The organism is Pseudofrankia coriaricola, from assembly GCF_001854805.1.
GTDB lineage: Bacteria > Actinomycetota > Actinomycetes > Frankiales > Frankiaceae > Pseudofrankia.
Map to the genome: position 1 here is coordinate 1 of NZ_MBLO01000055.1, position 23,281 is coordinate 23,281.

The following is a 23,281-nucleotide window of genomic DNA, read 5'->3' on the forward strand; positions in this document are numbered from 1 at the left end:
CTCGTCGCCGGCGCCGTGGCCCAGGGTGTCGTTGACCGCCTTGAAGTCGTCGAGGTCGCAGAACAGCACCACCAGCGGCCGGCCGTCGGCCTGGTGCGCGGCGACGGCCTGGTCGAYCTCGGACGTGAACAGGACGCGGTTGGCCAGGCCGGTCAGTGGGTCGTGCAGTGCCTGGTASCGCAGTCCGCGCTGGGTCGCCCGCAGGCTCGCCATCAGCCGGGTGTTCTGTGCCACCGTGATCAGCTGGCGGATCGCGACGAGCGTGGCGAGGGCGATCGAGAGCTGCAGAGTAAGGCCCTGTAGGGCCTCCCCCCGTGCGGCGGGCACGACGACGAGCAGGGAGGCGACGCCCAGCGGCAGGTACGGCAGGTAGGCATGGGCCCACAGGGACAGGTCCTCCCTGCCGACCCGGCCGGACCCGGTCTGTCGCGCGCTGGCGGGTCCCGGCAGGATCACCATCGCCAGTGCGAGCACCGGCGGGCCGATGACGGTGCCGACCCAGTACAACGCCGTGTCCTCCACGTGGAACGGCCCTCGTGCCGTCAGATAGACCAGCGCCGACTCCGAGATGGAGAAGAACAGCAGGCCTGCGGTGATCATCCACATCGCCCGGTCGTTGCGGGGCCGGCGAAACGTCAGCAGCAGGAGGGCGACCACGAGCAGCGCCACCTCGCTGAGCGGGTAGGCGAGGGCCACCGCGAACGGCCAGCCGCGCAGGCCGCTTTCGGTGATGTGTTTCAGCACCGCGACCCAGGCGATCAGGAACATCGACCCCACGATCATCAGGCCGTCCAGCGCGACGACCACCGCCGCGACTCGGCGCCCGTCGTCGTCGAACGGGGGCGCGCGCTGTCCGGCCGACCTGTGGGCGGGCCCGGTCGGGATGCTCAGCAGTCCCACCAGGGCCATCAGCGGGGCCACGAGGTAGACCGCGTCCTCGGCGCGCAGCCGGAGCGAGGTGCGGCTGGCGACCGCCCAGGTGATGCTCCAGTACAACGCCCCGAGCAGGGTGGAGAGCAGACCAGTGCTCAGCAGCAGCCGCCAACGGCGCTCGACGCCGCGGCTGCGCACGATGGAGATGGCGGCCAGGGTGATCGCGAACGTGCTGGCGGCCACCAGGGTCACGCCCTGGAAGACCACCAGCCGCCGGCCGGTCAGGAAGTCCAGCGGCACGAGCGCCGCCAGGAGCAGCAGCGCGGTTCCGCCAGCCAGCCGCCGGTACGTCCGCTCGCTCACCGTCCCGGCCGTGGGCGCCGCCGGCCCGCTCCCAGTCCGGGCCTCGGCCGGACCTGGGGCCGGGTCGGCGGGGCGGCGGTGACCGGACGCGGCGGGCGGGCGGCGGTCCGCCGTGAGATCACCGTCGTGCGACACCTCATCCCTCCTTCACTCCAGGGTCGCCGCCCGCGCGAGCCCGCGCACGTCCGAACCTTTCGCTCCGTGACCGGGGCCGTGACCGCCGAGCGCCCGGGTGGCCGGCGAGCGCTCGGCGGCGGCGGGTCAGCGCCGGGACAGACCGCCCAGGAGAAGGTCGAACAGGCGCCGGGCCAGATCCTGAGCCCGTGGCTGGCGGTCGAGGACGAGCGCGAACCCGCCGAGCGCGAGCAGGACGTCGCCCGGGTCGAGGTCGTCGCGTAGCTGCCCGGAGCGCTGTCCGGCTTCGATTGACCCCCGCCACGTCCCGCGGTCCGCTGCGCGCCCGGGAAGTGGCGGACCGGTGGACCGGACGGCGTTCGACGACCTCCTCGCCGCGATACATGTATACGGATTAGGAGATGGATGAGGCGGAGCGGCCGCGGGACGGTCGCCGGTCGGTGGAGGTGTCATGCGTGCGGCTGTAGTCGCTACGGGCGGACGGTACGAGATCATCGAGGTGGCGGACCCGTCGCCCGGCCCCGGGGAGTTACTCCTGCGGGTCACGGCCTGCGGGTTCTGTGGTTCGGACGTCAAGGCGCGGGCGGCCATGCCCGAGGGGACGGTGATGGGGCACGAGTTCGGCGGCGAGGTCGTCGGGCTCGGGCCGGGGGTGGCGGGCTGGCGGGAGGGCACGCACGCGGCGGTGCTGCCGGCGCTGTCGTGTGGGCAGTGCGAGTGGTGCGCCTCCGGTTATGTGATCCATTGCCCGAAGGTGCGGCTCGTCGGGCTCGGCGGGGTCGGTGGCGGCTTCGCCGAGCTGGCCGTGGTGACGGCGGCGGCCGCGTTCCCGCTGACCTCGGAGATCGACCCGTTGCACGGCGCGCTCGTGGAGCCGTTCGCGGTGGGTCTGCACACCGCCCGCGCCGGCCAGTTCGGCGACGGTGACGACGTGCTCGTGGTAGGCGCCGGGACCGTCGGTCTGACCACCATCGCCTGGGCGCGGGCGCGTGGCGCCCGCCGGATCACCGCCGTGGACCCGGCCGCGCCGCGCCGGGCGGCCGCCGAGTCGTTCGGGGCCACCGACGTCCTCGCCTCCGTCGAGGAGGCGCCGGCCGGCTCCTATGACGTCGTCGCCGAGTGCGCGGGGAAGGCCGCGCTGCTCGACGCCTGCGTCACCGCGGCCCGGCCGCGGGGCCGGATCGTCGTGGCCGGGGTGACGATCGAGCCGACTCCGTTCCAGTCGTGGGCGGCGGTGATGAAGGAGGTCACGCTCAGCTTCGCCGTCTACTACACGCCGGAGGAGTTCCGCACCGTCATCGCCGCGTTCACCAGCGGCCTGATCGACCCGGCGCCGCTGCTGGCCAGGCAGGTCGAGCTCACCCAGGTGAACGAGGCGTTCGCCGACCTCGCCCAGGTCGTCGCCAACGGGAAGATCCTCGTCCGGCCCTGACACCGCCACCGCCGCTGCTACCGCGGCTGTCGCAGCATGCTCGGCCGGGACGCGGCCACCGCGACCCTGCGCGAACGGGCCGAGCGATTCGGCGCCGGCCAAAACCCGACCGCGTCCGGGCACAACCTGCCGCCGGTCTGACAGGTACGAGATCGGGGTGGCGGCCAGGCGCACCATCCGTCCGGCCGCCCCCGCCCCAAACGTGCGTACCGCTCATGATCGGGTGGCATTTTCGGCGCCATACCCGGAAAATGCCACCCGATCATGAAGCGCCGCGCCGCCGGCATCGACCGGTCGCGTCCCTGGCGCGCGGGGGTACTCCGCTGGCGCCTGGCCCATCCCGGTCTCTGGCCTGTAACCGAGAGTGGTGGAATGTAGCGCGGGAAGGCTCAGTGCAGGTGCCGGTCGGAGGTGGCTGCTCGGCCGAACTCATCGGCGTACTCGGGACCGGGTTCAGCCGTTGACCCGGGTGACCGGCGGCGGCGCCCAATGCCGACCCGTCGCCGCGGCGGTCGGCAGGTAGACCCGCAGGAGGAGATTGAACCCACCGGTCGCCGACGCGGGCAGCCAGTTCGCGGTCGGGCCGGCGGGCTGGGTCGCGGAGACGTAGATGTCGAGCGAACCGTCGGCGCCGACGGCGAGCCCTTCGGTGCGGTCGCCGACTGCGTATACCCGGGCCCGGTTGTCGACGAGGAAGTTGTCCTCGCCGTACATCGTGAGGGACCAGAATCCGCCGGGGCCGGCCGGCGGCAGGTGGTCGGCGGGGAAGTGAAGTTGGTAGCTCGCGGCGCCGGACAGCGGCTTCCCCGTCGAATCGGAGCGAGTGCCGTAGTAGATCGCTTCTTCCTGGACATTGGCGGCCAGCAGCCCGGCGGCGACGGCTGCGCGGGTCAGGTAGTCCGTGCCGTACTTGCCGAACCCATACGACGCGGTCCACGTGCCGGCCGGTTCGCCGATGTCGTCGACCGCGCGTGTCACGGTGGCCTCGGCGTCCTGCGCCGCCCTGGCCAGCATTGCGACCACGGTACGGTCCGGGTTCCTGCTCGGCGTCGAACCGGGTGTCACGCCGATGGTGACAAGCGCGTTGACGACCGGCCGGTCGGCGGCCGGCGGCGGGTCGCTGAGCAGCAGCGCGGCGAGTTCGTCGAAGAACGCGGCGCCGCCGTCCGTCGGCTCCTGCGGATCGGACGGGTGGTCGCAGTCCGGTGCGGGCAGTGGCGGCGGCACCGTCGCCGGGGTGACGGTGCCCCCGCCCGTGGTTGCGCCCGCCGGCTGGGCGGGCGCGAGCTGGAAGCTGCGTTGCGCGATCTTCGCCGCGGCGAGGTCGCTGGGCCCGCGGACCAGGGTGCGCCCCACCAGCCAGACGTCCCAGGTCGGCGCGTCGATGACTGTCACCTCGCCGGTCGCCTGACCGGCCAGCTCGCCGGTCCATCCGGGCGGCACCACGGCCCACCGTCCGGACCGGCCGCCCGTCGCCCTCGTCCCGATGTTGGCGAAGGTGTTGCTGTAGACGTCGAGGAACTGGTAGCTGAAGTAACGGTCGGTGATCTCTGGCACGGTCAGGACGAACGGCCCCGCCCGCAGATCGAGCCAGGCGGACGAGTACAAGGTGTCGACGTTGGGCGCGACGACCCGCCGAGCCGTCGGCGTGGCCAGTTCGAGCTGGTGGACCAGGTTGTTCGCGCCGACCAGGCAGACCAACGAGGCGCGCGTGCGGGTCATCGTCACACCGGCGTACCCGTAGACAGCCCCGTCGAGGGCGACCTGCGCGGCCGAACGCGGTTGGGCCCGCTCGCTCGGCGTCGGTGCCGCGTCGGTGCCGCCAGAGCCGCCAGAGCATCCCGACGCCGTGGCACCGAGGGCCGAGGCGCCGGCGAGCAGCCCGAGCACGCCAAAATGTCGGCGATCCAGCGACCTCGGCGGCAGACTCATCGGCACTCCTGGGGCGCGGCAAAGAATGGCCGGATGGGCCGGACAAGTGGGTACAGGAGGCAACGATGACATGCCGTCCGCGTGCGCCCGGCGCTGGCCGTCGTAGATCGTCCGCCTGCGCCGGTTCGACTACGGAAGGTCGCCCATCACCGGCCCCATCCACGACATCGTGGACCGCGGCAGCCAACACGCAGTGACGCGACACATACGGCCGGCGAGAGACGACCCGCGCTGGCTGCCCGACACATGGCGGGCTCCGCCTGCGTCGGTGTGCGGAAGCCGAACAGCCTGAGGGCCGAACATGCTGCGCACCATCACCTCGAGATCGGCAGGCGGGATGGCGCGGCGCGGGGTTGAATCGGCGTATGACTGGCACCGGTGGCTACGAGCCGAGCCCCTCGGACTGGGTGCGCGAGCAGGTCGAGGAGTACGAAAGTTCCGGCGGCACCCGTGGCACGACGCTGAACGGCCGGCCGGTCGTCATCCTCACCACGGTCGGCGCGAGGTCGGGCAAGATTCGCAAGAGCCCGCTGATGCGGGTCGAGCACGACGGGCTCTACGCCGTCGTGGCCTCGCTCGGCGGCGCTCCGAATCATCCCGTCTGGTACTACAACGTGCGCGCGCACCCCGAGGTGGAACTCCAGGACGGGCCCACCCGGCAGAGCATGGTGGCCCGAGAGGTGACCGGCGACGAGAAGGCGGTCTGGTGGGACCGGGCTGTCGCCGCGTACCCGGACTACGCGGAGTACCAGAAGAAGACCAGCCGGCAGATCCCCGTCTTCGTCCTGAAGCCGGAAACCCGATAGTCGGGATCGTCGCCGGGACAGAGCTCGAGGAATCTGCTCGGTGTGCGTGAGGGCTGGGACCAGAACTCGCCCTCACGCGCGGAGGAAGCCGATGAGCTGGGTGCTCACCTCGTCGGGTAGGTCGTGCTGGATCCAATGGCCCGCGTCGGAGTAATGGATCGTCCGTGCGTTGGGGGCGAGGTCGGGCGGCGGTTCGGCGAGGTCGCTGCGCAGGTGGGGGTCCCGGTCGCCGAAGAGAACCAGGGCCGGGATTTCTGTCCGGCGGATGTGGTTGCGCCGCAGGTCTTTCCGGTCGCGGATGAAGGCGCGGTAGTAGTTGATCGTCGCGGTCAGGGTGCTGTCGTCCTTGTAGGCGAACCGGTACCGGTCGATCTCCTCGGGCGGGAAGGGGGCGCTGGGCTCCGTCTCGTAGACGGTCAGCAGGCCCTTCCGGCCCCGGGCTCCGAGCAGTTTCTCGGGGAGGACCGGCAGGCAGAAGAAGAACATGTACCAGCTCTTCTTCAGCTGGCCCCAGGTGCGGAACCCGGCGAACAGGCTCTCCGGGTGCAGGATGTTCAGCACGGCAAGCCGGTGGAGCCGTTCCGGATGGCGCATGGCGAAGAACCAGGCGACGAGCCCGCCCCAGTCGTGCCCGACCAGATGGACGCGGTCCTCGCCGAGATGCTCGATCAGCCCGTCGATGTCGTCGCAGAGCACCCTGGCCTGGTAGTTCCAGACGCCGACGGGCTTGGTCGACAGGTTGAACCCGCGCATGTCCGGCGCCACCACGCGGAAACCGGCGGCGATCAGCGCGGGGATCTGCGCCTTCCACGTGTACCAGAAGTCCGGAAATCCATGCAGCAGGAGCAGTGTCGGGCCTTCACCGCCGATGACATAGTGCAGCGTGACGCCGTTGACCGTCGCATATCTGTGCTCTATCGACCCGTCGAGGTCGTTCGTCATCTGCGTCTCCTCGCCGCGCTCCGCGCCGCCCGCCCGGCCGTTCGCCACGGATCCCACCCAAGGCTCCGGCGCGTCAGGGACGCGACCCCATGCCACTCGGTCGGGGCCGTTTCCGATCTTCGCGCCAGTTGCCTACCCGCGGCGATGCTGGACGATCTTGGCTTAGCTTGGCGGCCTTGGGATGTGACCGGTCGATGCTGCCGGGGCCGCACGTCATGATCTAGTGGGATTGGGAGCTATCGCTCCGAGGATTCCATCAGATCATGAAGGGCTCGCACGCTGGGGGCCAAGGCGCGCGGCGCGGCGCCGACGTCCGGCCGGTCGGTCGCCCCGGACCAGAGCCACCTAACGCCCCGGTCTTCGACGCCGACGGCACGGTCGTCGTCGTCCTGTGCCTCGTCTGCGCGACCGGCGATGGCGGCATGTCCGTGCGCGCCGGCTTCGAGATCCTCCAGCTCGGCGACAGGGTGCGGGCCGCCGCCGACTCCCTGGCCGCGGCGACCCACGGCCGGCCGCCGGCCTCGCGCGGCGCCTGAGCGTCGCGCCTGCCACCCGGTGCCCCACCGGCCGCCCCCGGTGCGCGGCCGTCTCCGCCGCGGGCCGCGGGTGAGCCGTGGTGACGTGCGCGGCGGTGCGTCGAGCGTTCCGCCCAGTTGACAGGCCCACCCGATTTCGGGATGTTCCATCCCGAAATCGTGCCGTACCCGGTCGCGGGGCGGACTCGGACGGTCTGGGACACGCGACTGCCGGGCCCGAGCTCTCGGCACGTCCCGCCCGGCACAGGAGGTTCGGCGATGTTCATGATGCGGTTCGACATGCGAGCGCCGGCGACGGGGGCACCCGCGCGGGACCTGTACGCCGCCGCGATCGAGATGGCCGCGTGGGCCGAGACGCGCGGCTGCGTGACGGTGGTGCTCTGCGAGCACCACATGTCGGCGGACGGCTACCTGCCCGCGCCGCTGGTCCTCGCCGCGGCGATGGCCGCCCGGACCTCCGCCGTCCCGCTCTCCGTCGCCGCCCTGCCGCTGCCGCTGTACGACCCGATCCGCCTGGCCGAGGAGATGGCGGTGCTCGACATCGTCAGCAGCGGGCGGCTCTTCTACGTCGCCGCCATCGGCTACCTGCCTGCCGAGTACGAGATGTACGGCGTGGACTTCCGCCGTCGCGGCCGGCTCGCCGACGAGCTGCTGCCACTGCTGCTGCGTGCCAAGACCGGCGAGGCCTTCGAGCACGAGGGCCGCCGCATCCAGGTCACCCCGACACCGCTGACACCGGGTGGGCCGACGGTCTTCTGGGGCGGCGGCAGCCGCGCGGCCGCCCGGCGCGCCGGGCGGCACGGCATCGGCTTCCTGGCGCAGAGCGACAACAAGGAACTGCAGGCCGCCTACGAGGAGGCAGCCCGCGCGGCCGGCCACGAGGCCGGGATGTGCATGCTGAACTCGCCGGACAAACCCACCACCGCGTTCGTGGCGGAGGACGTCGACCAGGCGTGGGACGAGCTCGGGCCCTACCTGATGCATGACGTGCGCAGCTACGCTGCGTGGAACGAGGGCAACACCGACACCGCGAGCCTGTCGTTCGCGCGGACCGCCGAGGAGCTGCGCGCGGAGCGACGCAGCCATCAGGTCTTCACGGTCGACGAGGCCGTCGAGCTCGTGCGGGCGGGCGAGATGCTTCAGTTGCACCCCCTGGTCGGCGGCCTGCCGCCCGAGATCGGCTGGCGCTACCTCACGACGGTGGTCGAGAAGGTGCTCCCCGCGGCCCAGAAGCCCGCGTAGCGGCCGGCCCGCGGACGTGTGGGCGCGGCACGGGGAGGTCGTCCGCTCCGCCAGCCGGCTGGCAAAAACAGGATCGAGGCTCCCGTAATAGCTGGTCGCCGTACGATCGGCTCATGACCCCGGACCAGCCGCACGGACGGCGGGGTCGTCCCCGTGACGTGAGCATCGACATCCGGGTCCTCGACGCCGCCCGGCAGCTGCTCGTGGAGCAGGGGTTCGAGGCGACCACGGTGCAGGCGATCGCGGAGCGGTCCGCGGTCCACGCGTCGGCGATCTACCGCCGGTGGCCGTCGCGGGTCGAGATCATCGAGCAGGCCGTGTTCCCGGGGCTGTCGCCGGTCACCGTGCGCCCGACGGGTGACCTGCGCCGGGACCTGCGCCGGTTCGTCCGCGCCTACGCGTCGACGATGGCGGGCCCGGCCGCGCGGGCCGCGGTGCCGGGGCTGCTGGCCGTCTACCAGGTGGCCGGCCGCGCGAACGCCGCCGAGACGTGGTTCGCCGTGTCGGCCCGGCCCCAGTTCCTCGACGTCCTGCGGGCCGCGCCGCCCGGCAGCGTGGACCCGGCGGCCGACCCCGACGACGTCTTCGACACGCTGCTCGGCTGCGTCCTGGCGAGGACGCTCATCCCCACCGTCGCCCAGCGCGACCGCCCGCTGGAACGCCTCGTCGACATCTGCCTGCGCCTGCTGCAACCGATGACCACGCAACCGGCGGCCGCGCGGCCGGCGACCGTGGTCGCCCGCCCCTGACCGCATGGAGTGGAGATGACAGGGGGTGGCGTGCCATCCTGGCTCCCGCTCCTGGGGAGGGGCGAGGTGCCGTCGCCCGTCGAGAGAAGGGGCGACGGGTGGCTACCGCCGGCCGGGCCGCCGTGACGGTCCCCGACGCGCGCCGCGCGTGGCGTCGCCGCGCGACATGACTCCCCTCGCCTTCAGCGGATATGGGAGGGAGCCTCCCATAAGTGTTGGACGGGGTCGAACGGTGCCCATGGCGGCCTCGGCTTCTCCTGGTGGGCCGTGGAGAATCATCGCCGGTTACCGATATTCGGAGGCGGGTGACGATGCCCGGCAACGGCGAGCGGGCGCTCGGTCAGCCGACCTCCGGCCGCCCATATCGGGTGAGACTATCCTGTATCTGCAGGCGGTGGCTCGTCAGGCCGCAAGGAGCCGGACCGGCATCGCGGTGACGCCGTTGACGAAGTTGGAGCGCAGCCGGCTGGGCGGCCCGAGGAGCTCGACGCGGCGCACCCGGGCGGCGAGCGTCCGGTACATCAGCTCGATCTCGAGCATGGCGAGGTGCCGGCCGAGGCAGAAGTGCGGCCCGCCGCCGCCGAAGCCGAGCTGGGGGTTGGGGCTGCGGCCGATGTCGAAGGTGTACGGGTCGTCGAAGACCGACTCGTCGAAGTTCGCCGAGGCGTAGAACATGACGACCTTGTCGTTCTCGCGGATGAGCTGGCCGCCGAGCTCGACGTCGCGGGTGGCGGTGCGGCGGAACCCGTTGACCGGGCTGACCCAGCGGACGATCTCGTCGGCGGCAAGCGGGGCCAGGCCGGGGTCCGCGCGCAGCCGCTCCCACTGGTCGGGATGGTCGATCATTGCCTGCATCCCGCCGGCGATCGCATTGCGGGTCGTCTCGTTGCCGGCGAACATCAGCAGCAGGAAGAACAGGTCGAACTCCAGCTCGGAGAGCTCCTGGCCCTGCTCGTCCCGGGCGACCAGGCGGCTGACGATGTCGTCGGCCGGGCAGGCGCGCTTGGCCGCGCCGAGGTCGTTGGCATACCCGTAGGCCTCCATGACGGCGACCGCCGCGTCACCGTCGTTCTCCATCCGCCCGTCGGTCGCGGCGGCGAGCCTGTTCGACCAGTCGAACAGCTTGCTCCGGTCCTCGACCGGCACGCCCATCAGCTCGGCGATCACGATCAGCGGGAGGTCGGCGGCGCAGAGCTCGATGAAGTCGCCAGAGCCGGCCGCCAGCGCCGCGTCGACGATCCGCTCGCACGTGTCCCGCAGGTGCTCGGTCATCCGGCTGACCATCTTCGGGGTGAACCCGCGGTTGACCAGGCCGCGCAGCCGGTTGTGCTCCGGCGGGTCCATGTTCAGCATCATCAGCCGCTGCTGGGCGAGCTGCTCGTCGGTGATCTCGCCCAGGTTCGCGGTGCACCGGTTCGACGAGAACAGGTCCGGGCTGCGGGACACCCGCGTGACGTCGGCGTGCCGGGTGACCGCCCAGAGGCCGCCGGGCCGCTCGTGGTCGGGATGGTGGAAGACGGGGGCCTGCGCGCGCAGCACCCGGAAGTCCTCGTGCGGGATGCCACTCTCGTAGCGGGCGGGGTCGTAGACGTTGACGGTGTCCAGCGACGGCATGCGGTCCTCCGAACGGCGCGACGGGGCAACGCGGGGCTCCGGGCCTCCCGCCCGCCGAGATCGGTCCGGCGGCCGGCCGGTCGGGCGGACCGGCGCGCCGAGGATGCCCGCGGCGCAGAAGAGGTCCCGGGACTTTACGGAACTGTCGACAATGACAAATGTGCTGCTCGGCGGTGCTGGCCGGTGTGGCGGGCGGATCGGTCGGCGGCCGTTGTGCGCCGTCCGGCGAAAGGATACTTTATGCAACATCTGATCGTACGACCCGCCGCTCGCGGCGGTCGCCTACTCCGGGCCACGCCGAGGTGTTCTGGAGCCGGCGCGGTGAGCCGCGCGGAACCGCCCGTCAGTGATCCTGGGGACAACGGCCGCCGGGTGCGCGAAGGAAGATCATTTTCGCACACCCTTTGGCCCTCTAGCGGAGCGGGTGGTCTGGCAGCTGGAGGACGCTCAGTACCCTCTTGATCCAGGCGGGTGAACCGGAAATCGGCGAGTGTTCCGGTGGGGTCACCGCGGGGTGATCTTGAATGCTCGAGCTCCACCAAGCGATGCCCGATGCGGGTCGTTCTCGCGCGGCCGCTCGTGAAGTTCGGGTGTTCCACGCCTGCCCTACTGCTCATCACTGTGAACGGTGACGGCCGCGACGTCGGGAAGTCGCCGGTCGGTGGCCGAGGTCGGCACCAGCCGCGTCACGGAATCCGGCATCGGCCCGACGGTGAAGACGTGCACCTGGGAACCGACAGTGACTGTCGCGAAGGAGGCTTCGGACGGAACAGTGTCTGGGAGGGCGATGTCGTGGGATCCGGCGGCGAGGTCGCCGTCGAATACCTGCATGGAGGTGCTGGTGGGCTCAGGGGGTGTGAACGAGGTGGCCCACAGAGCCTCGACGGTGACGTGGGCGGCTTCGGAGAGCGACACACGGTGGGTTCGCTCAGCGGCGTCGTATGTGATCTCGGCGGCGTCCGAGGGGTCCTCACAGGTGACGACCTCGACCTGGGCGGCGATGACTCCGGCGATGCCGGCGAGTCCCTGGACGAAGGTGACCCCGGAGTTGCGCCTGGAGATTTCGTCGCGGAGGTACTGCTTGGTGTCGGCGGGAACCATGCCACCGAATACCAGCACGTCGAGATCGCTGACGTCGTAGTCGTCGAGTACCTGGCCGAACTGGTTGGTCGCGTCCGCGAGATAGCCCTTGGCGCGCAGCATGTCGACTGCCGCCATGAGAACGCCGGGACTGCGCCCGACGATGAGGACGCGAGCAGCTCCGTGGGTCGGCATGGCATTCATCGTGAGATCTCCGTGGTGGGTTGTGGACCAGCCATGAGCTGTGGCTGGTCGGCTTCCGCTTCGACCGGATGGTGGGCCGGGTCTTCGTCGTGAGTGTTCTTCGTAGCCAGGGCGAGGACCGCGGCGGCCGCCGCGAAGGCCGCCCCGGCGGCCAGGCGTGCCGCAGGCCTCCCATGTTGGCATGACCAATGTTGGCTCGGCCAACATATAGTGTGTTGGCCGGGCCAACAACTGGTAACCTGAGGCCATGCCCGCGCATCACGACGAGGCCGGTCGCACGCTGGACCGGGTCAAGGAGCGCCCGACCTGGCTGATCAGCCGTGCCTTCTCGCGCTCCTCGGCGCTGCTGGCGGCCGGCTTCGAAGCCCACGGTGACGGACTGCGCGGATATCACTACAGACTGCTGGCCGCGCTCGAGCAATGGGGGTCTGCGAGCCAGGCCGATCTGGGCCGGGACACAGGTATTGACCGAAGTGATGTCACCGCCGCTCTCACCGAGCTCGAGTCGCGGAATCTCGTCGAGAGGAGGACTGACCCCGACCACAAGCGTCGGAAGATCGTCACGCTCACTCCTCAGGGCGCCGACGCTCTCCTTAGGCTCGACGCCGTTCTTGACGGGATCCAGGAGGAGGTGCTTGCTCCCCTGACCGCGGCGCAGCAGCGCCAGTTCGTCGATCTCGTGTCTCGGCTCGGGTAGCGAGGAGGGACCGAGACGTAGCACCTTCCGCTGGGCCGACTGGCACAACCACCGCCGCCTCCACCGGGCCCGCGGCGACGCTCCCCCCGCCGAACTCGAAACCGCCCACCACCGCCAACAGACCGTCCTCGTCGAGGCCGGCCGCTCAACACCCTGAGTCTCCGGCCACGCCCGGGGCGGTCGACGAGGCCCCGGCCCGGCTGACCTGCCCGCCGCGCCGGGGCCTCGAATCGCAGGCGGCGTTTCGGTGCTGCCGCCGGAGGCCAGCCTCTATCCGTCGATCGCTGCCCTCGGTGTGGCCACCGCGGACGGGGTCGCCGCCGGAGCCGCCGGCACCGGCGGGCGGGAGTTGGTGGCGCGCAGCGCGATGGCGGCGGCGGCCAGGAGGAACATCGCGGCCACCAGCAGCGCGTTCTGGAATCCCTCGGTGAGGGCTGCCGCTTCAGGAGCGCCGGTCGCGGCCACGTCCTGGGTGCGTGACGTCGCGACCGCGCTGAGGATGGCGACGCCGAGTGCCCCGCCCAGCCAGGTGGAGGCGTTGATCAGTGCCGCCGCGAGCCCCGCGGTCTCCTCGGGCACGCCCGTCTGCGCCGCGGTTGTCACGCCGACGAAGACCAGACCGAGTCCGGCCGCCAGCACCAGCAGCGGGCCGAGGAGGTCGGCGAGGAAGGTGCCGTCCGCGGGGATGCGGGAGAGCCAGAACAATCCGGCCGCCCCCAGCAGCGAGCCGGTCACGATCACGGGCCGGGTGCCCAGCCGGGTGATGAGCTGGGCGCCGACGCCGGCGGCGATGGCCACGCCGAAGGTCGTGGGGAGGTACGCGGCCCCCGCCTCGATCTCGGAGAACCGGAGGACGTTCTGCATGTACAGGGTGATGAAGAAGAACATCGCGTAGAAGCCCGCCATCGCGAGAACCTGGGTGACGTCCGCCGGGACGAGGCCCTTGACCCGGAAGATCGAGAACGGGACGAGGGGGTTGCGGTGGCGCAGCTCGTATCCGGCGAACACGAGGACCAGGAGGCCGGAGCCGACGAGCCCGGCGACCGTGCCCGTCGCGTCCCAGCCGCGCCCGGGTGCCTCGACGATCGTGTAGACGAGCAGCAGCATGCTGGCGGTGACGAGCAGGGCGCCGAGGACGTCGAAGTTCGCCAGGTCCCCGCGGTCCCGGTCACGGTCGCGCGGGATGAGGCGCAGCGTCGCGCCCAGCACGGCCAGGCACACGGGCAGGTTGACGAAGAAGACCCACCGCCAGCCCGGCCCGGCGGAGATGAGCCCGCCGAGGAAGACGCCGACGGCGGAGGCGAGGCCGGCCAGGGCTCCCCACATCCCGAGCGCCTTGGCCCGGTCCTTGGGTGAGGTGAACGTGGTGGTCAGGAGCGACAGCGCGGCCGGGAGCATCGCTGCCGCGCCTACCCCCTGGATCAGCCGGAACGCCACGAGCGCGACGTCGTCCTGCGCCAGGCCCGCGCCGGCCGAGGACAGGAGGAACACCGCCGTGCCCGCGAGCAGGAGCCTTCGGCGCCCAATCAGGTCGGCCGCGCGCCCGCCGAGCAGCATCAGCCCGCCGTAGGTGAGGAGGTAGCCGCCGAGCACCCATTGAAGGTTCTGGATCGTGAAACCGAGGTCGGCGCGGATCGAGGGGAGGGCCACGTTGACGATCGATGCATCGACGAAGTCGAGGAATCCGACCGCGCAGAGCAACGCCAGGGTCTGCTTGCCGCGCCGCGTCGCGAGTACCGACTCGGTCGGTACGGGAGCCGGCTGGGCGGGAGCCGCCATGGATGATCTCCAGGGATAGGAGTTAGTAAGTTAACTAACTCATACCACGTGGACGGAGTGGCGCGGGCGTGGGTACAGTCGTGAGTGAGATGACTGACTCAGAACCGGTGGCGCGGCCGCCGGGGCCGCGGTCGCCGACGGCCAGGCGCGGAAAGCGCGAACGACTGATCGGCAGCGCGACCGAGATCGCGCACAGCCATGGCGTCCAGGGGACGACGCTGGCGTTGGTGGCCAAGGCCGCTGACGTGCCGATCGGCAACGTGTACTACTACTTCAAGACACGAGACGATCTTCTCCGCGCCGTCGTCGACGAGCATGCTCGGCGTGTCAGCGACCTACTCGCCGCCCTCGACCGGCGGTCGACCCCCAGGGCCCGTCTTCAGGGGCTGGCGCACAACTGGGCTGAGGCCGCCGATCTGGTGGCCGCGCGCGGCTGCCCGATCGGCGGCCTCTCGGGTGATCTCGGCAAGCTCGATGGTGACCTGCACGACTGTGCCTCGCGGCTGCTGCGCATCCTCATCGACTGGGCCACCCGCCAACTGACGGAGCTCGGCGTTCCGGACGCGCCCGCGGAGGCGGTGTCGCTGCTGGCCAGGGTGCAGGGCGCAGCCTTGTTCGCCAACGCCTTCGACGACCCGAAGCTCCTCACCGAGGAGGTGGCCCGGATCGAGCGCGCGATCGATGACCTGGCCGACGCCGCGGAAGCGGCGCGCTAACCGGACCGGGGCGGGTGCATCGGCCTAGATCGTGATCTGTGTCCGCACGACCCTGGGGTGTATGGTTCGCCGTTTGGCTGTGTCGATTGATCGATCCAATGCACCAGTCACCTACTGTCGTGGCAGTCAACAATCGCCTTTCCAATGACCGCGCATAGGGATTGGTTGTCGGCTCGATTTGCCAATGTCGGCGTCGCGCCGCCCCGCCGGCCGGCTGCGCGAGTGGCCCGGCTGCGCCGGCCCGCTAGACGATCTCGATGATCATGGCGGCGGCCATGCCTCCGCCGGCGCACATGGAGACGCAGCCGAGCGTCGCGCCCCGGCGGCGAAGTTCCCCGACCATGGTGACGACCATCCGGGCGCCGGTGGCGGATATGGGGTGGCCGAGGCTGGCGCCGCTGCCGTTGACGTTGACGATCTCGGGGTTGATGCCGAGCTTGCGGACGGCGGCGACGGGGACGGAGCAGAACGCCTCGTTGATCTCGAAGAGGTCGATGTCGGCGAGGGCCAGTCCGGCGCGGTCGAGTGCCTTCGGGATGGCGAGGGTGGGCGCGAGGCCGGTCAGTGCCGGTTCGATGCCGGCGGTGGCCCAGGCGCGGATGCGGGCGAGCGGGGTGAGCCCGTGCGCCGCGGCGTAGGTGTCGCTGGTGAGGGTGACGGCGGCGGCGGCGTCGTTGAGGCCGGCGGCGTTGGCAGCGGTGACCGTGGCGTCGGGCAGCTCGGGATGTAGTACGGGCAGGGTGGCGAGCCGTTCGAGGGTGGTGCCGCGGCGTGGGTGCTCGTCGGTGTCGAACCGGACGGTGGTGCCGTCGGGGCGGGTGACGTCGAGCGGGATGATCTCGTCGACGAACGCCCCGGAGTCGATCGACGCGATCGCCCGTTCCTGGGTGTAGACGGTCCACTCGTCGACGTCGCGGCGGGTCAGGCCCATCTCGCGGGCGGTGTTCTCACCGACCGTGATGGACATGTCGAAGGCCGGTGCTTCGGGGGTGTCGGGGTTGGGCGGCGACATCCAGATCTTCTGGTTGCCCTCCGCGTCGCGCTTGGAGCCGAGGACCTGGTTGCTCAGGCTCTCCGTGCCGCCGGCGATGACCACTCGGTCCATACCGGCGCGGATGCTGCCGGCGCCGATGGCGACGGCGGTCAGGCCGCCGGCGCAGTGCCGGTTGGTCGCGGCGCCGGAGACGCCGGTGAGGCCGAGGCGGACGGCGGTGTGCCGGGCGATGACGCCGCCGCCCTGGTAGGACTCGGCGAGGATCAGGTCGTCGAGGTCGGCCGCCGGGATCCCGCTGCGCTCCAGCGCGGCCGGGACGACGGCCTCGGCGAGGGCGAAGGCGTCGAGGCCGACGAGGGTGCCCTTGCGGGCCCGCCCGATCGCCGTGCGGGCCGTCGAGACGATGACTGCTTCGGTCACGGTGAGCTCCAGGAGAGTCGAAGGTGCCCGGAGGGCTTGTGCCGGCCCGGCCGTTGGTCCGCGCGGGCTGACGGCCCCGCGGAGGAGGGCCCGGCCGCCAATCTGCCGACGCATAATTTATACAACCAATGGCGCGTCGAAGGCCGTGGTGGCCGGCCCGGGGGGAGGGCCCCCGGATCAGCGGCGCGGACCGGTCACCTGCGGCCGGTCACCCGGTGCCGGCGGGCTCGGGACGCTGCTGACCGCGGGGGCCCACGCCGCCGCCAACCGCGACCGGGGCAGGGGCGCCGTTCGCCTAGGGAGCCGCCAACGCCTCGGTCGGGGAGAGCCGGGCGGCGCGGACCGCCGGATAGAGACCGGCCAGCCCGCCGATGACGACGGTCGTGCCGAGGCCACCGAGCACCGCCCAGGCCGGTCCAACACCGGGCCAGCCGTGGCCTCCTACGAGGTCCCGTCACTGTTCGAGCCGTTCAATCGGATGGCGACCGAACGACTGATCACCGCGAAGGGAGCCGGGCTCGGGCTGTCGATCGTCCGGTCCGTGGCCGAGGCGCACGGCGGTGCGGCCAGGGCCCGGGCTCGTGGCGGCGGCGGCCTGGTGGTGACCGTGACCCTGCCCGCCGCGCCCGACCGCGACCCGTGGGACGGGCCCTGATCGCCGCGGTGGGCGTCATCAGCGTCCGGCAAAGGTGTCGCGGTGATCGTCAGCCCTTGCGGGCGATCAGGCCGTAGGCGCTGACGTCGGCGTCGGAGTAGAGGTCGGGATCGGAGTCCGGGCGCCAGCGGTGCAGCAACGTGATCCCCGGCTCGATGATCTCCAGGCCGGCGGGCACCAGCGCGGCCAGCTCGGCGCGGCCGCGGGTCTGGAAGGGGATGCCGCGCTGGTTGTAGACGTCGACGACGCGCTGGGTCTCCGCCGGCGCGATGTCGCTGGTCCCGTGGCTGAGCACCAGGTAGCTGCCGGCGGGCAGGGCCGCCACCAGCCGCCAGTGGAGCGCCGAGGGGTGGTAACGATCTGCTCGATGGGCATTTCCAGATAAGGACGTGACCGACGTCGCGAGGCGACGCGAGGAGAGGAACACCATGACCGCCATTCGCAGCCCGCTGCCCGACGATGCGCGCACGGTAACCGGCGAGGCCCTCCAGGGCATGGTCGTCGACCTGATCGACCTCTCGCTGTTCGCGAAGCAGCTGCACTGGAACGTGACCGGCCGGACGTTCCGCTCGATCCACCGCCAGCTCGACCAGGCCGTCGACGTCGCCCGTCGCCACACCGACCTGGCCGCCGAGCGCGCCGTGGCCATCGGGGTGAACCCGGACGGCCAGGTGGGCACCATCGCCCACCGCGGCCAGATCCACGGGGTGGAGTGCGGCTATGTCCAGGACGAGAAGGTCGTCCGGCTGATGACCGACGTCCTGGCCGACGTCATCACCCGGACGCGCGGCCGGATGGACGCCACCGCGGAGCCGGACCCGGTCACCCAGGATTTGATCATCGACTCGCTCAAGGAGCTGGAGATGCAGCACTGGATGTTCCAGGCGATGATCTGACCCAGCCCTGGCCCCGGCCTCGGCGGCGGCCCCGGAGCCTGGGGGATGCTCGGCGCCCGCCAGGTACCAGGCTGGGATGAACGGTCCGACCTTCGCGAAGACCAGCCTGGCCACGGCCGGCGCCGCCGCCCTCGGCGCGGCCGCCACGAGCCCCGGCTCCGCCTGGTACCGGGCGCTCGACAAACCCGCGTGGCAGCCGCCCCCGGCGGCGTTCTCCGCCGTGTGGACGCCGCTGTACGCGTCGATCGCGTTCGCCGCCGCCCGCGGCCTTGACGCCGGCTCCGACGACCGGCGACGGAGGCGGCCGCGGCGCGTGTTCGCGGTCGACCTCGCCCTGGACGCTGGCTGGACGCCGCTGTTCTTCCGTGCCAGGCGCCCGCGCTGGGCGCTGGCCGAGATCGCCGCGCTGAACGCGGCCAACGCGGCGCTGCTGTCGCACGCCCGGCGGGCCGACCGACTGGCCGGGGCGGCGCTGCTGCCGTACCTGGCCTGGACCGGTTTCGCCACCGCGCTCAACGCCGCGATCGCCGCCCGCAACCCCGGACGCTGACGCCGCCCCGCCCGGGGCCGGGCCTCGGCCTGGGCCGGCGACACCCCTGCCCTGCCTGGACTGGCGCGCTACCTATCATCCCAGTTGGCGCGAAAGCGCTGCTGATGGGGCATGTCGCAGCAGAGGCCGCGAGACGAGGCAGGGCGGGCATCAGGATGGGTCGGACACATGATCGGAGACGGCGAGTCCGGGCCGTGAGGCGGCCATGACGGCCAGGGCCGGATGCGGCCTGTCGCGGTGACCATCGACTCGTCAGCACCCGAAACGGTCGACCGTCAGTCGGGTATCCCCGCTCAGCCAGGACCGGCCGACACCCCAGGACCGCCTACCGACCCGGCCCCGAGCGTCCCGGCGCGTCCCCGCGGGCTCCGGCGGGTCCGGATCAGCGCACCGGCCGGAGCGGTCCTGCTGCTGGCGCTCTGCTCCTTCGTCGGCAGCCTCCTCCTGCAGGCGTTCCTCTACCCGCGGGGCTCCGGGGACGCTGACGAGGCCGCCTACGTCCTGCAGGCGCGGATGCTGCTGGACGGGCGCCTCACCCTGGACGCGCGGGTGGTGGAGCCGTTCTTCCAGCCATGGCTGACCGGCATCCACGGCAACCACGTCTTCACCAAGTACCTGCCGGGCTGGCCCGCGCTGCTCGCCCTCTCCCAGGCGTTGTTCGGCACGATGACCGTCGCTCCCGCGGCGGCCGCCGCCTGCTGGGTCGTCGGTGCGTACCTGCTCGCCCGCGAGCTGTTCGACGACGTCTGGACGGCCCTGGCGGCCGCCGTGCTGCTGGCGCTCTCCCCGCTCGTCCTGCTGCACACCGCGCTTCCGCTCGCCTACGCCTGCTGCGCGGCGGTGCTCACGCTGGCCAGCGCCCTCCTGCTGCGCGGGGCCCACACCGGATCGCGGCCGGCGCTGATCGGTGGCGGCGCGCTCGTCGGGTTCGCCCTGCTCAACCGGCCGTACGACGTGGTCCTCGTCGCGTTGCCCCTCGTACTCTTCGTCGCGGCGCGGCAGCGGCGGACGCCCCGGGCTCTGCTGACCCGCTCGGTCTGGGCCGCCCTCGGCGCGGCCCCGCTGGTCGCCGTCCTGCTGGCCTACTGCTGGTACGTGACGGGGTCGCCGCTGCGCCTGCCGCTGTCGGCCTCGGACCCGCTGGACACGTTCGGCTTCGGCCCGCGGCGCATCCTGCCCACCGAGTCGAGCTTCCCGTTCACCCGCCACCTGGCCGAAGACGCGCTCTGGGACACCCTGGGCGCGGCACCGAGCTGGTACTTCGGCGGGCTGGGCCTGATCGCCCTCGCCGCCGTCGGCCTCCTCGCTCCGCGGCGCCGCGCGGAGCGCCTGCTGCTCCTCGCGACGACCGGGGTGGTGCTGGCTGGCTACTTCTTCTGGTGGGGGTCGGCGTTCGCCGTGCCCGGCCTGCGCAACGGGCTCGGCCCGCACTACCACCTGGCCGGGTTCACGCCGGTGGTCATCCTCGCGGCCGCCGGCGCCCGGTGGCTGTGGACACTGCTTCCGGCGCGGCCACGCGTGCGGCGGGCGGCACACTCGGCCCGGCCGGTCCGCTGCGCGCGGGTCGCCCGGCTTGGCGGTCTCGCCCGGCCCACCGCGGTGGCGCTCTCCGTGGCCGGGCTCGCGGCGCTCACGGTGCCGACCCTCCAGCCCAGGATCGACGTGCAGCACAGCGTCGACGCCGGCAACGACTTCCTGGACGCGCTCGTCCCGGACGACCTGCCCGGCCCCGCGCTGGTCGTCGTCACGCCAGGGGTGACCAGCCGGTACACCCAGGTCCCGTACCACACGCTGCGCAACAGCCCCGGGCTCGACGGCCCCATCGTCTACGCGGCGGACATCGGGCCCGGCATCGCCGCGCTGCCCGACCGGATGCCCGGGCGCGCGCTCTACCGGCTGCGACCGGACGAGCTCGTCGACGCGGACATCCCGGGCAGCTACCGGGGCTCGTTCGTCCCGCTGCGCCGGGTCACCGGAACCCGGGTCGAGATCCGGGTGACCATTCGGCCCCCCGCGGGCGCCGCGGGTGGGAGCGCCACCGCGCCGGCCGGCGGCGGGTCACGGATGTATGTCCGGCTGGGCGGTGAGGTCCGTTCCCTGGACCTCGCCGCGGTGCCCTTGGGCGGGAGCGCCGGCACGGTCACCCACACCTTCGTCCTGACCACCGGCGCGGCCGGCGGGCCGGACGAGATCGCCGCCGGCGCGTCGTCGCCCGCCGAGCTCGTCGTCGGGTTCGCCGCCGGCGGCGAACCGGGCTCCGGCGGGTGGGAAGAGCGGTTCCCCCTGGTTCGGCGCGCGGCCGGAGACCTCTCCCTGCTCGCGCCGGGCCTCGGCTGGCGGCGGCTGCCAGGCGGCACGGGCGGCACGGGCGGCGGTAAACCCGACGACTGGCTCGCCGCGCGGATACAGCCAGTCCTCGACGTCGCGCTGGCCGGCTCGGGAGGCCGCTGACGGCGAGGCGGTGTGAAACAGGGCAAATGCTGGCAGGGATGCCCAGCGGCGCGCGAGAAGCGAAAGACCCTCAAAATCCGGGTTCCGGCGCGGCCTTCTCGCCGACGCTGGACTGGTGGACGGCAACCCAGACGTCATCAGCGCGCCACCGGCTCAGCGGGGCATTCCCAACTCCGAGCGGGACGAGGAAACCAGCGGCCCCCCACCAGCGGGCCCGTCGGCGAGCGGCGCCGCGCTTCACGATCCTGTCCTGACGTACGGAAAAGAGGACGAGGACTCCACCGGGGCGTGGACGAAGCACAAGAAGACGATGGAGCGCACCGGTGTGCGCACCATGGCCAGGCGGCTGCCGGGACTGCTCGGCCTGTCGTGGTCGCTCGCCTGGGAGGCGGACCGCGCCGGGCTGCTGGCCCTGGTCACCGTCCGGGTGGTGTCCGGGCTCGCGGAGGCGGCCGGCCTGCTGGCCGTGGCCGGCGCGCTCACCGAGCTGCTGCGTGAGGGCCCGACGCCGGACCGGATCCGCGAGGCGCTGCCGGCGCTGGCGCTGGTGGCCGCCGCCGGGGTCGTCCGCGTCGGGCTGGCGCTGCTCGAACGCCTGCTGCGCAGCCGGTTCGGCCCGCGGATCGACCGGGTCTGCATGGTCCGGCTGCTCGACGTCGCGACCCGTACCTCCGTGATGGCCTTCGACGACCCGCGGTTCGTCGACGACCTGGACGCCGCCGAGCGGGGCGCCGCCGGCGGGCGCCAGCTCGTCGACAACACCGCGGACGTGTTCACCTCCGCGGTGCGAATGGCGGCCGCGGGCGGCGTGCTGAGCGTGCTGCACCCGCTGCTGCTGCCGCTGCTGGTCCTGTCGATCCTGCCGGACGGCTGGGCGACGGCGCGCTCGGCCCGCCTGGCGTACGCCTCCTGGCTCGGCACCATCCGCCAAGTCCGGCGGCAGTACATGCTGCGGTACCGCATGATCGACCGGGACTGCGCCGCCGAGATCCGCTCGTTCGGGCTCGGGGGGTTCCTGCTCGAGGAGTACACGCTGCTCGCCCGCGGGTACGAGGCCGAGCAGCTGCGGGTCGGCCGCGGCCAGGTCCGGTACCGGCTGATCGGCGAGACCGTGGCCGGGCTCGCCCTCGGTGCCGTGTACGGGACGCTGGTCCTGCTCCTCAACGCCGGCGTCATGCCGCTCGCCGCGGCGGGCACCGCCGTCCTCGCGATCCGCAACGGGAGGAGCGCCTTGGGGACCGCGCTGACCAGCCTCAACGACGCCTACGAGAACTTCCTCTACTTCGGCGAGTACCGGGCCTGGATCGAGGAGGCGGCCCGCCGGATCCCCACCCAGCGGGCGGCGGCGGCGCCGGCGAGCCCGGCCGTCATCCGCGTCGACGACGCCACCTACAGCTATCCGCACACGGGCACCGCGGCGCTGCGCGGCGTCTCCGTCGAGCTGCGCAGGGGGCAGGTGGTCGCGTTCGTCGGCGCGAACGGCAGCGGCAAGTCCACGCTGGCGAAGATCCTCGCCGGGCTGTACCTGCCGGACTCCGGCACCGTGCGCTGGGACGACGTCGACCTCGCCGGCGTCGACCCGGACAGCGTGCGGGAGCGGGTCGGCCTGATCCCGCAGTCCTACACCCACTGGCCCATGTCGGCCCGGCTGAACATCGCCGTCGGCCGCGTCGGCCGGCTGGTGACCGACGGCCCGGACAGCGTCATCCCCGCCGCCCGGACCACCGGCGCCGACGAGGTCATCGACAAGCTGCCGCACGGCTACGACACGTCGCTGGCCCGCCAGTACAACTCCGGTCATGATCTGTCGGGCGGCCAGTGGCAGCGGATCGCCTGTGCGCGCGCCGTCTACCGGGACGCGCCGTTCCTCATCGCCGACGAGCCCTCCGCGGCCCTCGACGCCCGCGCCGAGCAGACCCTGTTCAGCCTCATCCAGCAGCTCGGGCGGGACCGGATCGTCCTGCTGATCACCCACCGGCTCGCCAGCGTCCGGACCGCCGACCGCATCTACGTGCTCGACGAAGGGCTCGTCGTCGACGAGGGCACCCACGCCGAGCTGATGAGCCGCCCCGGCATCTACCGCGACCTGTTCACCCTCCAGGCCCGCCAGTTCGTCGACACCCCCGACCCGGCACCATCACCGGCGGCCGGAGCACCGGCCTGATCAGAGGGCGCGCGATCAGGCGGCCGGTCGGGGTCTGGACCAACGCCTCGA

At 72.2% G+C, this 23,281-nt stretch carries 21 protein-coding genes; 12 read left to right on the forward strand and 9 right to left on the reverse strand.

The window, feature by feature from the left end:
* A partial coding sequence (locus BCD48_RS10560) for a GGDEF domain-containing protein (protein WP_071048174.1) occupies positions 1–1,371 on the reverse strand: 1,371 nt, incomplete at its 3' end.
* A gap of 126 nt (positions 1,372–1,497) precedes the next feature.
* The gene (locus tag BCD48_RS56490; RefSeq protein WP_491677128.1) at positions 1,498–1,866 is read right to left on the reverse strand and encodes an SbtR family transcriptional regulator; all 369 of its coding nucleotides are present in this window, start codon (positions 1,864–1,866) and stop codon (positions 1,498–1,500) included.
* On the opposite strand from BCD48_RS56490, the gene BCD48_RS10570 reads away from it, so the two are divergent.
* Entirely contained in the window at positions 1,823–2,803 is a 981-nt protein-coding gene (locus BCD48_RS10570) for a zinc-dependent alcohol dehydrogenase (protein WP_071048176.1), read from the forward strand. The two genes, BCD48_RS56490 and BCD48_RS10570, sit on opposite strands and share 44 nt — an antisense overlap.
* 453 nt (positions 2,804–3,256) lie before the next feature.
* On the opposite strand, the gene BCD48_RS10575 is transcribed toward BCD48_RS10570, so the two are convergent.
* Positions 3,257–4,735 (reverse strand): DUF1254 domain-containing protein, encoded by a 1,479-nt coding sequence (locus BCD48_RS10575; protein WP_071048177.1) that lies wholly within the window; start codon positions 4,733–4,735, stop codon positions 3,257–3,259.
* Between the two features lie 365 nt (positions 4,736–5,100).
* Between BCD48_RS10575 and BCD48_RS10580 the strand changes: the two genes are divergently transcribed.
* Entirely contained in the window at positions 5,101–5,541 is a 441-nt protein-coding gene (locus BCD48_RS10580; protein WP_071048178.1) for a nitroreductase family deazaflavin-dependent oxidoreductase, read from the forward strand.
* 72 nt (positions 5,542–5,613) lie between these two features.
* Here the strand turns inward: BCD48_RS10580 and BCD48_RS10585 are convergent, their stop codons facing one another.
* A complete protein-coding gene (locus BCD48_RS10585) occupies positions 5,614–6,540 on the reverse strand; it encodes an alpha/beta fold hydrolase (RefSeq protein WP_241841647.1) in 927 nt (308 codons plus the stop codon).
* Between the two features lie 206 nt (positions 6,541–6,746).
* Between BCD48_RS10585 and BCD48_RS10590 the strand changes: the two genes are divergently transcribed.
* From BCD48_RS10590 to BCD48_RS10600, 3 genes are all read left to right on the forward strand, one after another.
* Positions 6,747–7,019: a hypothetical protein gene (locus tag BCD48_RS10590; RefSeq protein ID WP_071048179.1), complete on the forward strand. Its 273-nt coding sequence runs from the start codon at positions 6,747–6,749 to the stop codon at positions 7,017–7,019.
* 258 nt (positions 7,020–7,277) lie between these two features.
* Complete coding sequence (locus tag BCD48_RS10595) at positions 7,278–8,261, forward strand: LLM class flavin-dependent oxidoreductase (RefSeq protein WP_071048180.1); 984 nt, start codon at positions 7,278–7,280, stop codon at positions 8,259–8,261.
* A 113-nt stretch (positions 8,262–8,374) separates the two neighbouring features.
* Positions 8,375–9,010 carry a TetR/AcrR family transcriptional regulator gene (locus tag BCD48_RS10600; RefSeq protein ID WP_071048181.1) on the forward strand — a complete coding sequence of 212 codons (636 nt, stop codon included), beginning with the start codon at positions 8,375–8,377 and terminating at the stop codon, positions 9,008–9,010.
* A gap of 402 nt (positions 9,011–9,412) precedes the next feature.
* On the opposite strand, the gene BCD48_RS10605 is transcribed toward BCD48_RS10600, so the two are convergent.
* Complete coding sequence (locus BCD48_RS10605) at positions 9,413–10,624, reverse strand: cytochrome P450 (RefSeq protein ID WP_071048182.1); 1,212 nt, start codon at positions 10,622–10,624, stop codon at positions 9,413–9,415.
* A gap of 606 nt (positions 10,625–11,230) precedes the next feature.
* Positions 11,231–11,908, reverse strand: coding sequence for a hypothetical protein (locus BCD48_RS10610; protein WP_071048183.1), 678 nt, complete (start codon positions 11,906–11,908; stop codon positions 11,231–11,233).
* A 247-nt stretch (positions 11,909–12,155) separates the two neighbouring features.
* Between BCD48_RS10610 and BCD48_RS10615 the strand changes: the two genes are divergently transcribed.
* On the forward strand, positions 12,156–12,605 hold the full coding sequence (locus tag BCD48_RS10615) for a MarR family winged helix-turn-helix transcriptional regulator (protein WP_071048184.1): 450 nt from the start codon (positions 12,156–12,158) through the stop codon (positions 12,603–12,605).
* A 270-nt stretch (positions 12,606–12,875) separates the two neighbouring features.
* Here BCD48_RS10615 and BCD48_RS10620 read toward each other — a convergent pair whose 3' ends face one another.
* Complete coding sequence (locus tag BCD48_RS10620) at positions 12,876–14,384, reverse strand: DHA2 family efflux MFS transporter permease subunit (RefSeq protein WP_071048185.1); 1,509 nt, start codon at positions 14,382–14,384, stop codon at positions 12,876–12,878.
* Between the two features lie 89 nt (positions 14,385–14,473).
* On the opposite strand from BCD48_RS10620, the gene BCD48_RS10625 reads away from it, so the two are divergent.
* A complete protein-coding gene (locus tag BCD48_RS10625; protein ID WP_071048186.1) occupies positions 14,474–15,100 on the forward strand; it encodes a TetR/AcrR family transcriptional regulator in 627 nt (208 codons plus the stop codon).
* 244 nt (positions 15,101–15,344) lie between these two features.
* Here BCD48_RS10625 and BCD48_RS10630 read toward each other — a convergent pair whose 3' ends face one another.
* A complete protein-coding gene (locus BCD48_RS10630; RefSeq protein ID WP_071048187.1) occupies positions 15,345–16,514 on the reverse strand; it encodes a thiolase family protein in 1,170 nt (389 codons plus the stop codon).
* Positions 16,515–16,947: 433 nt separating this feature from the next.
* On the opposite strand from BCD48_RS10630, the gene BCD48_RS10635 reads away from it, so the two are divergent.
* Positions 16,948–17,169 (forward strand): ATP-binding protein, encoded by a 222-nt coding sequence (locus BCD48_RS10635; RefSeq protein ID WP_071048188.1) that lies wholly within the window; start codon positions 16,948–16,950, stop codon positions 17,167–17,169.
* A gap of 49 nt (positions 17,170–17,218) precedes the next feature.
* Here BCD48_RS10635 and BCD48_RS45925 read toward each other — a convergent pair whose 3' ends face one another.
* A complete protein-coding gene (locus BCD48_RS45925; protein WP_241841648.1) occupies positions 17,219–17,599 on the reverse strand; it encodes an SAM-dependent methyltransferase in 381 nt (126 codons plus the stop codon).
* Between BCD48_RS45925 and BCD48_RS10645 the strand changes: the two genes are divergently transcribed.
* The 4 genes from BCD48_RS10645 (at position 17,598) to BCD48_RS10660 (ending at position 23,230) form a co-directional block, all read left to right on the forward strand.
* Positions 17,598–18,065, forward strand: coding sequence for a Dps family protein (locus BCD48_RS10645; RefSeq protein ID WP_071048205.1), 468 nt, complete (start codon positions 17,598–17,600; stop codon positions 18,063–18,065). The genes BCD48_RS45925 and BCD48_RS10645 overlap by 2 nt on opposite strands.
* 76 nt (positions 18,066–18,141) lie before the next feature.
* Positions 18,142–18,615, forward strand: a complete 474-nt coding sequence (locus BCD48_RS10650; protein ID WP_071048190.1) for a TspO/MBR family protein — start codon at positions 18,142–18,144, stop codon at positions 18,613–18,615.
* Positions 18,616–18,837: 222 nt separating this feature from the next.
* Positions 18,838–21,066, forward strand: coding sequence for a DUF6541 family protein (locus BCD48_RS10655; protein WP_083418447.1), 2,229 nt, complete (start codon positions 18,838–18,840; stop codon positions 21,064–21,066).
* 115 nt (positions 21,067–21,181) lie between these two features.
* Entirely contained in the window at positions 21,182–23,230 is a 2,049-nt protein-coding gene (locus BCD48_RS10660) for an ABC transporter ATP-binding protein (RefSeq protein WP_083418448.1), read from the forward strand.
* The last annotated feature ends 51 nt before the right edge of the window (positions 23,231–23,281 follow it).